Here is a 7,154-nt window from a genome sequence, read left to right as displayed (position 1 = left end):
TTTTTTAGAAAATCAAAAGAAGGTGATGATTGACACTTATCATTTCTAAGTACTATTAAATACATTCCCAAATATTGATCTGGGAAAAATCTTTCATCACGGTATTGCGTGAAATCAGGGATAAATCCATCTTCTTGAATTATAAAATCAAAGGTTTGAGTTTTTTTCATAGTTGATTATTTTAACATATTAGAGTTTATCTGAAACAAAATATGTAATAAGGTTATTCTGATATCAGATAAAGATTTTAATAAAAATGGAAAATAGGAGCTTTTCTAGAGGGAAAATTATTGAGGGATGATTTCGACAGGCTCCTATCTTTAACTTAATCTTGTTTTTTTGCTTCTTCAAATAAGGCTTTCATTGTTGGATTATTCTTTACAAGTTTTTTAACTGTTAGCTCTTCAGCTTTATCATTAGCTAGTCTAAGATTATTTTCTGATGAGAGTAGGTCTTCTTTTATTTTTTGAAGCTTTCTTATGGTATCATCAATTGAATCAATTGCCTTATTAAATTTTTCACTTGCAATGCGATAGTTCCTTCCAAACTTATCCTTAAAATCATTAAGTGATGCTTCAAAGTTAGAAATATCAATATTTTGATTTTTTATCTCTGATAATTCCTTTTTATATGAAGCGGCATTAAGAGCTGCTGAACGAAGAAGACTAATCATCTGAATAAAGAATTGAGGCCTAATTACATACATTTTCTCATAGCGATATGAGACGTCAACAATGCCGGTGTTGTATAAATCACTATCAGCTTCTAGTAGTGATACTAATATTGCATATTCACAGTTTTTTTCTCTTCTATCCTTATCAAGTTCTTTGAAAAAGTCTTCATTTTTATGCTTTGTAGTAGTTGTATCAACTTCATTCTTCATTTCAAACATAATAGAGATAAATTCATCTTTATCGACATAATCTCTGAATATAAAATCTCCCTTACTACCACTTTTGGCATCATTGTCTTTTTCAAAATAGGCAGTAGGAAATGCAAATGACCTAATTTGGTTAAATTGGTTCATACAATAGACCTCTAATGATTCACCAACCATCTTTGTAGATTGTTTAGACTTAAAGTCCTTTAGGCGGTCAATTTCTTCATCTTTTAATGAAATAATAGCTTTTAAATTGTCTTCCTTATTTTTTATAGCTAATTCCATTTCAGTTTGTTTTGCCTCAATGGTACTATTAAGCTTAACAATAGTATTATTATTTTAGGCAATTTGCTCATTTAATTTCTTTACAGCTTCATTAATAGCAATATTCTTCTCAAGCTCCTTATTATCAAGAGAATTATTAAGTCTAATAATTTCTTCATCTTTAGTTTTAAGAGAGTTATTTAATTCTTTTTCTTTTTCTGTGATTGCTTTTTGAACTGCTGCTTCAATAAGAACATTTCTATTAGCTTTTTCACTATCAAGATTGCTTTCTGCAATTTTAGTAGCATTTTGAGCATTTTTAAGTTCCAATTCAGCAGAGTGTGTTACCTCTGATATTTTCTCTTTTAAAGAAGAAATTTGATTATCTCTTTCTTTTAATTGTTTTAAATAGTCATCTTTTATTTTATTAATTTGACTTTGGTTTTCTGCATTAATTAAAGCTTTGATTCTTTCTTCTGCTTCTTTGACATCTTGTTTGAATTCTTCACTTCTAACTTGATTAACAATTGTTGCATAGTCATTATTATCAAGATCAATAAGAGAGCCACAATTTGGACAAGTAATCTTAGACATATAAACTCCTAGAAATAATTATAAGGGAACAGGGAGCATTTTATATAAAATATTTTTTTAACTCTATAGACACTTGTATTTCATAGTGGAACTCCTTTTTAATTCGGCGGAAACCCCTCGGCTCTGCCGTGGGGCAGAGCCGATAATGAAATTATGAAAAAATATTATTATGTAACAAATTACTCTGATTATATGGTATAATGATATTATGAAGCAGACAGTTACGGCTCAGTACAGAATCTACATTGAGGATAAGGCTCCGCTTATTAAGATGGCGGAAGCCTACCGTGATGCCTGCAATTATGTATCCGAGTACATATTCAATAAGGGGATGGATAATATCCCATCATTCCGTGATGTTCATGATGAACTCTACCGGTACCTGAGAAGTGAATTCAGACTTAAGTCCCAGATGACCCAGTCTGTTATCAGAACAGTCCTTGCACGATATTCCACTCTCATCACACAGATACGTGAATCAGAGAAGGATGCGGAACGCTGGGATAAGCGTAATGAAAAAGGACGCACTCAGAAGACTAAGCGTCCGAAGGTAAAAGCATGGAAGCAGATACGTTTCCATAACCTGCAGTGTGATCTTGTCTCTGACAGGGACTGGTCACTGCCCGTCCCATGTAATGAGCATAAAGGTACGATATCTCTCAACACGCTTGATAAACGTATCAGATGCTCATACACCGATAGGGGATATGAACATTACCGAACCTGCAAAAGAGGAACCGCAAAGCTTGTCATCCGTGATGACGGTAAGGTATTCCTCCATGTCTCAATTGAGCGTGAAGTACCGGATATACCTGATACTCCAACAGGAACAGTTGTAGGCATAGACAGGGGACTCAGGTTTCATGCCGTCACTTATGACGGAAAGGATACGAAGTTTTATTCAGGGCACGAGGCTGCAAAGGTACGTGTAAGGTATAAATCGATAAGACGCTCACTTCAGAAGCGGAAGACACCATCTTCCAGAAGACGGATGAAACTTATCGGACAGAAGGAACACCGCTGGATTCATGATGTGAATTCATGCATCGCAAAGACACTTCTTGCCGAGCTTGAACAGGGTTCAGCCGTTGTAATGGAGGACCTCTCTGGTGTAAGGGGAGCTACTGAAGAAGTAAGGCGTAAGGACAGATACGTCTTGGTATCATGGCCTTATCATGATCTGCAGAATCAGATAGAGTACAAGGCAGGTGCAAACGGTGTCATGGTTGTATATGTGGATCCAAGGCATACCAGCCAGACCTGTCCGCACTGCGGTAACGTTAATAGGAATGCAAGGCACAGGGACAGGCATGAATATATCTGTCCCAAGTGTGGCTTCCGTACCAACGATGACCGTGCCGCTGCCATTAACATCCATGAGAGAGGCATGGAAAAACTTAAAAACAAAGGTTTCGGTATATCCGGAATCTTCGGGAGAAATCCCGAGGGGTGCAGTCAATCACCCCACGATGCGACGTCACCTGTGTGTCCTTCCGCTTCGGCGGAATGTGAAACTGCAGGAATCAAAGCCGGGAGGCCGTTAAAAGCCGTCAGTACCGGTGGACAGTCGCAAACCCCGCAGTTCTACTGCGTGGGTAGTTGATTTAATGCCAAATATGGTTAAAGAGTATAAAGCTGTATTAACTGCATATGAGGTTAGGGGAATGAATCAATCATTTATATCACTTAAGGTAATATTCACAATGCTTGTAAATTCCATTCGCTGGTCAGAGTGTGTGGCTATGGAGTCAAAAGGTTTTTCTGGAAAAAATGATAGAACCTACCTGGAAGTAACAAAGATTCGTTGGTATGATGTTTTTATTTCTTATTAACACTTACTACAATTTCTACTGTGATGTTTGTTTTTAGATGATTTTCAAACTATTATAGAAATATATTATAAAAGCTTATAAACTCAATTAGGATAAATATGAACGAAGAAATTAAAAGACAAATATTAAAAGAGATAAAGAGTTTTGATTCAATTTTAATTGCTAGACATTTTCGCCCAGATGGGGATGCTATAGGGTCCACTAAGGGCTTACAGAGGATTTTAAAGTTAACTTATCCAGATAAAAATATTAGGCTATGTAATAAAGATTATTCTGATTATATGGCTTTTTTAGGTGATGAGGATGGCTATGTAACAGATGAAGATATTAAAAAATCTTTAGTGCTAATTCTAGATACCGCAACTAGTGATAGAGTATCTGATGATAGAGTCTTAAATGGAAAGATAGTTATTAAAATTGATCACCACATTGATAATAATCCTTATGGTGATATCTCCTGGGTTGAAGAAAAGAGAAGTTCTACAGCTGAGTTAATCGCAGACTTTTATCAAACATTTAAGGACGAACTAAAAATTGATTCACATGCGGCAACTTGTATTTATACAGGTATGAATACAGATAGTGGACGCTTTAGATTTGCTTCAACTACCGGAGAGACCTTAAGACTTGCTGGCTTAATGGTTGATCAAGGGGTTGATATAGAAACCTTACAAGCACAGTTAGATTTAAGATATTTTAAGTTCTATTCATATCAATCAGATGTATTTTCAAGAATAAAAGTTACAGAAAATGGACTTGCTTATATATTCGTTGATTTAGCTATGCAGGAGAAGTGGAACTTATCTAGAGAGGAATCAAGTGATAGTGTTACCTTCTTAAATATGATAAAGGGCTCAATAGCTTGGATCGCTTTTATTGAAAACCCTGACCACACAATTAGAGTTCGATTAAGATCTAGGTTTATGACTATCAATCAAGTTGCAGAACGCTATCATGGTGGTGGGCACGATAGAGCATCTGGTGCAACATGTTATACAAAAGAAGAAATGGATGCTTTAATTAAGGATGCCGATAGAGAAGTAAAGCTATACAAAGAAACTCACGAAGGCTGGATTTAATTATTTTCAATTATCATGTGTATTTCATCTTCATTGATATACACCATTTTAAATCCTGCTTTTTCATAAGCTTTAATACCTCTCTTGTTATAAGAATAAACATCTAACTCAAGAGAGGTTAATTTTAAACAATTAAAGGCAAACTCAATAGTTTTATTAATCATCCAAGAACCAATTCCAATTGATCTGTGGGATTTTGAGAAAATAGCTATTCTAAAGTTAGCACTACCATTATTAAACTCATTAATTACACTTTCTCCTATTATTTTTCCATCATTAGCTGTTAATAGAAAGTGATAGTACTCTTTATCACTTATTTTTGAACGAAAGAATGATGTTACTTCCTCATGGGAAAAGTATTCTTTGGATTTTGTATAATATATAACTTCTTTATCTAGAGGTGAGAAATTTTGTCTATAATACTCTTCACAGTCTTCAATTTTTGCTGATCGAAGAATATATTCTCCATTTTGCCAAAATCCACTTTCTTTATTCATGAATATATATTATGAAATATTAAAAAAAACTGTAAGGGAATTCCCTTACAGCCTATAAACTATTATACGCACTCATCATACATGCTAGGTTTAGCATTATATTCATCAACTAGGATATTACCTCTTGAAATGCAGGTTCGCAATTTACCATCTACTTCAATATCGATATCGGCATCGTATCCAACTTTTAGTAAACCTTTACTTGTAAAGCTTAATGCTTTAGCAGGATTGGTTGTTACTAGTTTGTATGCAGTTGTTCTATCAACACCTTTATCGATAATTGCTTCAACTGTTTTTGGAAGCTCTAATATAGAGCCTGCACCCATTCCAATTATCTCTCTCTTTTCATTCCACTTTGGAAATGAACCATTTGAATCAGTTGAAATAGTTAAATTATCTTGGTTAGTTGATAAGAGTTTAATTACCTGGTTAGGAGCCTCATCATGACAAGTAATATCGATGTGACCTCCTAACTTTAACCACTCTTCAGCTTGATCTAAATGGTTACCCATATGAGTAGGGTAAAGATGCTTTATTGGAAGTGGAGTTGTATTGATGATTTCAAATAGTTGGGATATACCAAGTTTATCGGCACCAACGTGGAAGTGTACAATACCACATTTTTTTGACATTAATGAGGCAATTCTTGCTTCTGAAGCCATTCTAATTAACTCACTTGTAGTTGGAAATGAGCAACGATGGTCTGCAATTGCAACCTTGACACCAATTATCTCATTGATAAATGTAATATCGTCTCCAATACTTCCGGTTATTGTTTTTGTTGGTACTTGATAACTACCTGTAAGACAATATGCAGATAGGCCCCATTCCTTGTAACCCTGAATCTTTGCAACTAAATCTCTTACACTTCTAGTTGTTCCATCGGTTCCAAGAAGTCCTACAATTGTAGTTACACCTGCAGCTGCAATTTTCTTCTCAGTAAGTGCCGGAACCCTAGAAATCATTCCTGATTCACCGCCACCACCAATAGCATGTACATGGCCATCAATATAGCCAGGGTGCACAATTGCACCCTCCGCATCAATTACTCTTAAGCCTTCAAGGGAAATATCAATTTTAGGCTGGATTGCAAGAATCTTTTCTCCACCAATTAAAATATCATTAATCCCGATATGCTCTGGCTGATAAATATCAGCATTTTTAATTAAAATCATCTTTATGCCCCATAAATATTTAAAATAGAAATAAGCTGATGCATATCTTCTTCATTCCAGCGTTGGTCAAGTTGTACAGATAATACATGAGTATTAATGTACTTTGCTCCAGGATACTTAGAAATATCGTCAATCATAGGAGGTTGAGGCCAAAATGCTGTGTGCTTAACATTATTTTGGTCAAGATATTTTTCCATATCAGCTCTATCTGCACAGTATATTGTGTAATGGCTAGGAATGTCATCATCTCCTAAAGTAGTAAATACAGGTTCCCATCCATTTGGCTTTGCATTTTCACTTAAGATAGTGAAGTTTCTGCGCCTAATTTGTCGCATAGCATCAAAATCAAAGTGCTTAGCAATTTCTATAGATTTTTCATCGGACTTATAAGCATCGAAAATCTTTCTAAGTCTTAATTCTGTTTCCCAGAAGACATTTGAAGCCATTTCATTGTACTTATTATCATTAGTCTCTAAGGCTTTAGAGCGTAAATCCATGGAAGAATATCTTCCTTTCATGTGCTGGCTTTCAGCATCTAACATTTCGACAGTAAATGGACCATTTAGCTTTTTAGCAACACCACCTGCTGCAATACCCATCCATTTTCTTAATGAACCAGCTGCATAAGTTGAAAGAGGATCGTAGTAAAGAGGAGAGTGGGTTGTATCAAAAAGAATTGTGATACCTTTTTCTGCACACTTTTTGATAAACTCATGGTCGTAGGTTAAAAAACCAAACCAACCACAAACATTAATTACACTTACACCCTCTAAATCCTCTTCTTTAAATAGTGGAACCATGCCTTCTGGAGCTACATCATAATACCTTAAGTT

At 35.1% G+C, this 7,154-nt stretch carries 8 protein-coding genes; 3 read left to right on the top strand and 5 right to left on the bottom strand.

The genetic code is table 11. The features are described from left to right. Positions 1-325: 325 nt before the first annotated feature. Together SOY52_RS00445 and SOY52_RS00440 are read right to left on the bottom strand one after the other, a co-directional pair. A complete protein-coding gene (locus SOY52_RS00445) occupies positions 326-1,165 on the bottom strand; it encodes a DUF2130 domain-containing protein (protein ID WP_320847019.1) in 840 nt (279 codons plus the stop codon). Positions 1,166-1,219: 54 nt separating this feature from the next. Then, a complete protein-coding gene (locus SOY52_RS00440) occupies positions 1,220-1,738 on the bottom strand; it encodes a hypothetical protein (protein WP_320847018.1) in 519 nt (172 codons plus the stop codon). A gap of 208 nt (positions 1,739-1,946) precedes the next feature. Between SOY52_RS00440 and SOY52_RS00435 the strand changes: the two genes are divergently transcribed. The 3 genes from SOY52_RS00435 (at position 1,947) to SOY52_RS00425 (ending at position 4,649) form a co-directional block, all read left to right on the top strand. Beyond that, positions 1,947-3,341, top strand: a complete 1,395-nt coding sequence (locus SOY52_RS00435; RefSeq protein ID WP_320847017.1) for a transposase — start codon at positions 1,947-1,949, stop codon at positions 3,339-3,341. Between the two features lie 4 nt (positions 3,342-3,345). Next, on the top strand, positions 3,346-3,570 hold the full coding sequence (locus SOY52_RS00430; RefSeq protein WP_320847016.1) for an energy-coupling factor transporter transmembrane component T: 225 nt from the start codon (positions 3,346-3,348) through the stop codon (positions 3,568-3,570). A gap of 98 nt (positions 3,571-3,668) precedes the next feature. Continuing rightward, the gene (locus SOY52_RS00425; protein WP_320847015.1) at positions 3,669-4,649 is read left to right on the top strand and encodes a bifunctional oligoribonuclease/PAP phosphatase NrnA; all 981 of its coding nucleotides are present in this window, start codon (positions 3,669-3,671) and stop codon (positions 4,647-4,649) included. Here the strand turns inward: SOY52_RS00425 and SOY52_RS00420 are convergent. The 3 genes from SOY52_RS00420 to SOY52_RS00410 all read right to left on the bottom strand — a co-directional run. Further along, the gene (locus SOY52_RS00420; RefSeq protein WP_320847014.1) at positions 4,646-5,146 is read right to left on the bottom strand and encodes a GNAT family N-acetyltransferase; all 501 of its coding nucleotides are present in this window, start codon (positions 5,144-5,146) and stop codon (positions 4,646-4,648) included. The genes SOY52_RS00425 and SOY52_RS00420 overlap by 4 nt on opposite strands. Positions 5,147-5,208: 62 nt before the next feature. Next, positions 5,209-6,321: an amidohydrolase family protein gene (locus SOY52_RS00415; protein WP_320847013.1), complete on the bottom strand. Its 1,113-nt coding sequence runs from the start codon at positions 6,319-6,321 to the stop codon at positions 5,209-5,211. 2 nt (positions 6,322-6,323) lie between these two features. Then, on the bottom strand, positions 6,324-7,154 hold an 831-nt coding region (locus SOY52_RS00410), incomplete at its 5' end, for a hypothetical protein (RefSeq protein WP_320847012.1).

This window comes from Bullifex sp. (assembly GCF_034103065.1).
In the GTDB taxonomy this organism is placed as follows: domain Bacteria; phylum Spirochaetota; class Spirochaetia; order Sphaerochaetales; family Sphaerochaetaceae; genus Bullifex.
This window is presented reverse-complemented; position numbering and strand designations above follow the sequence as displayed.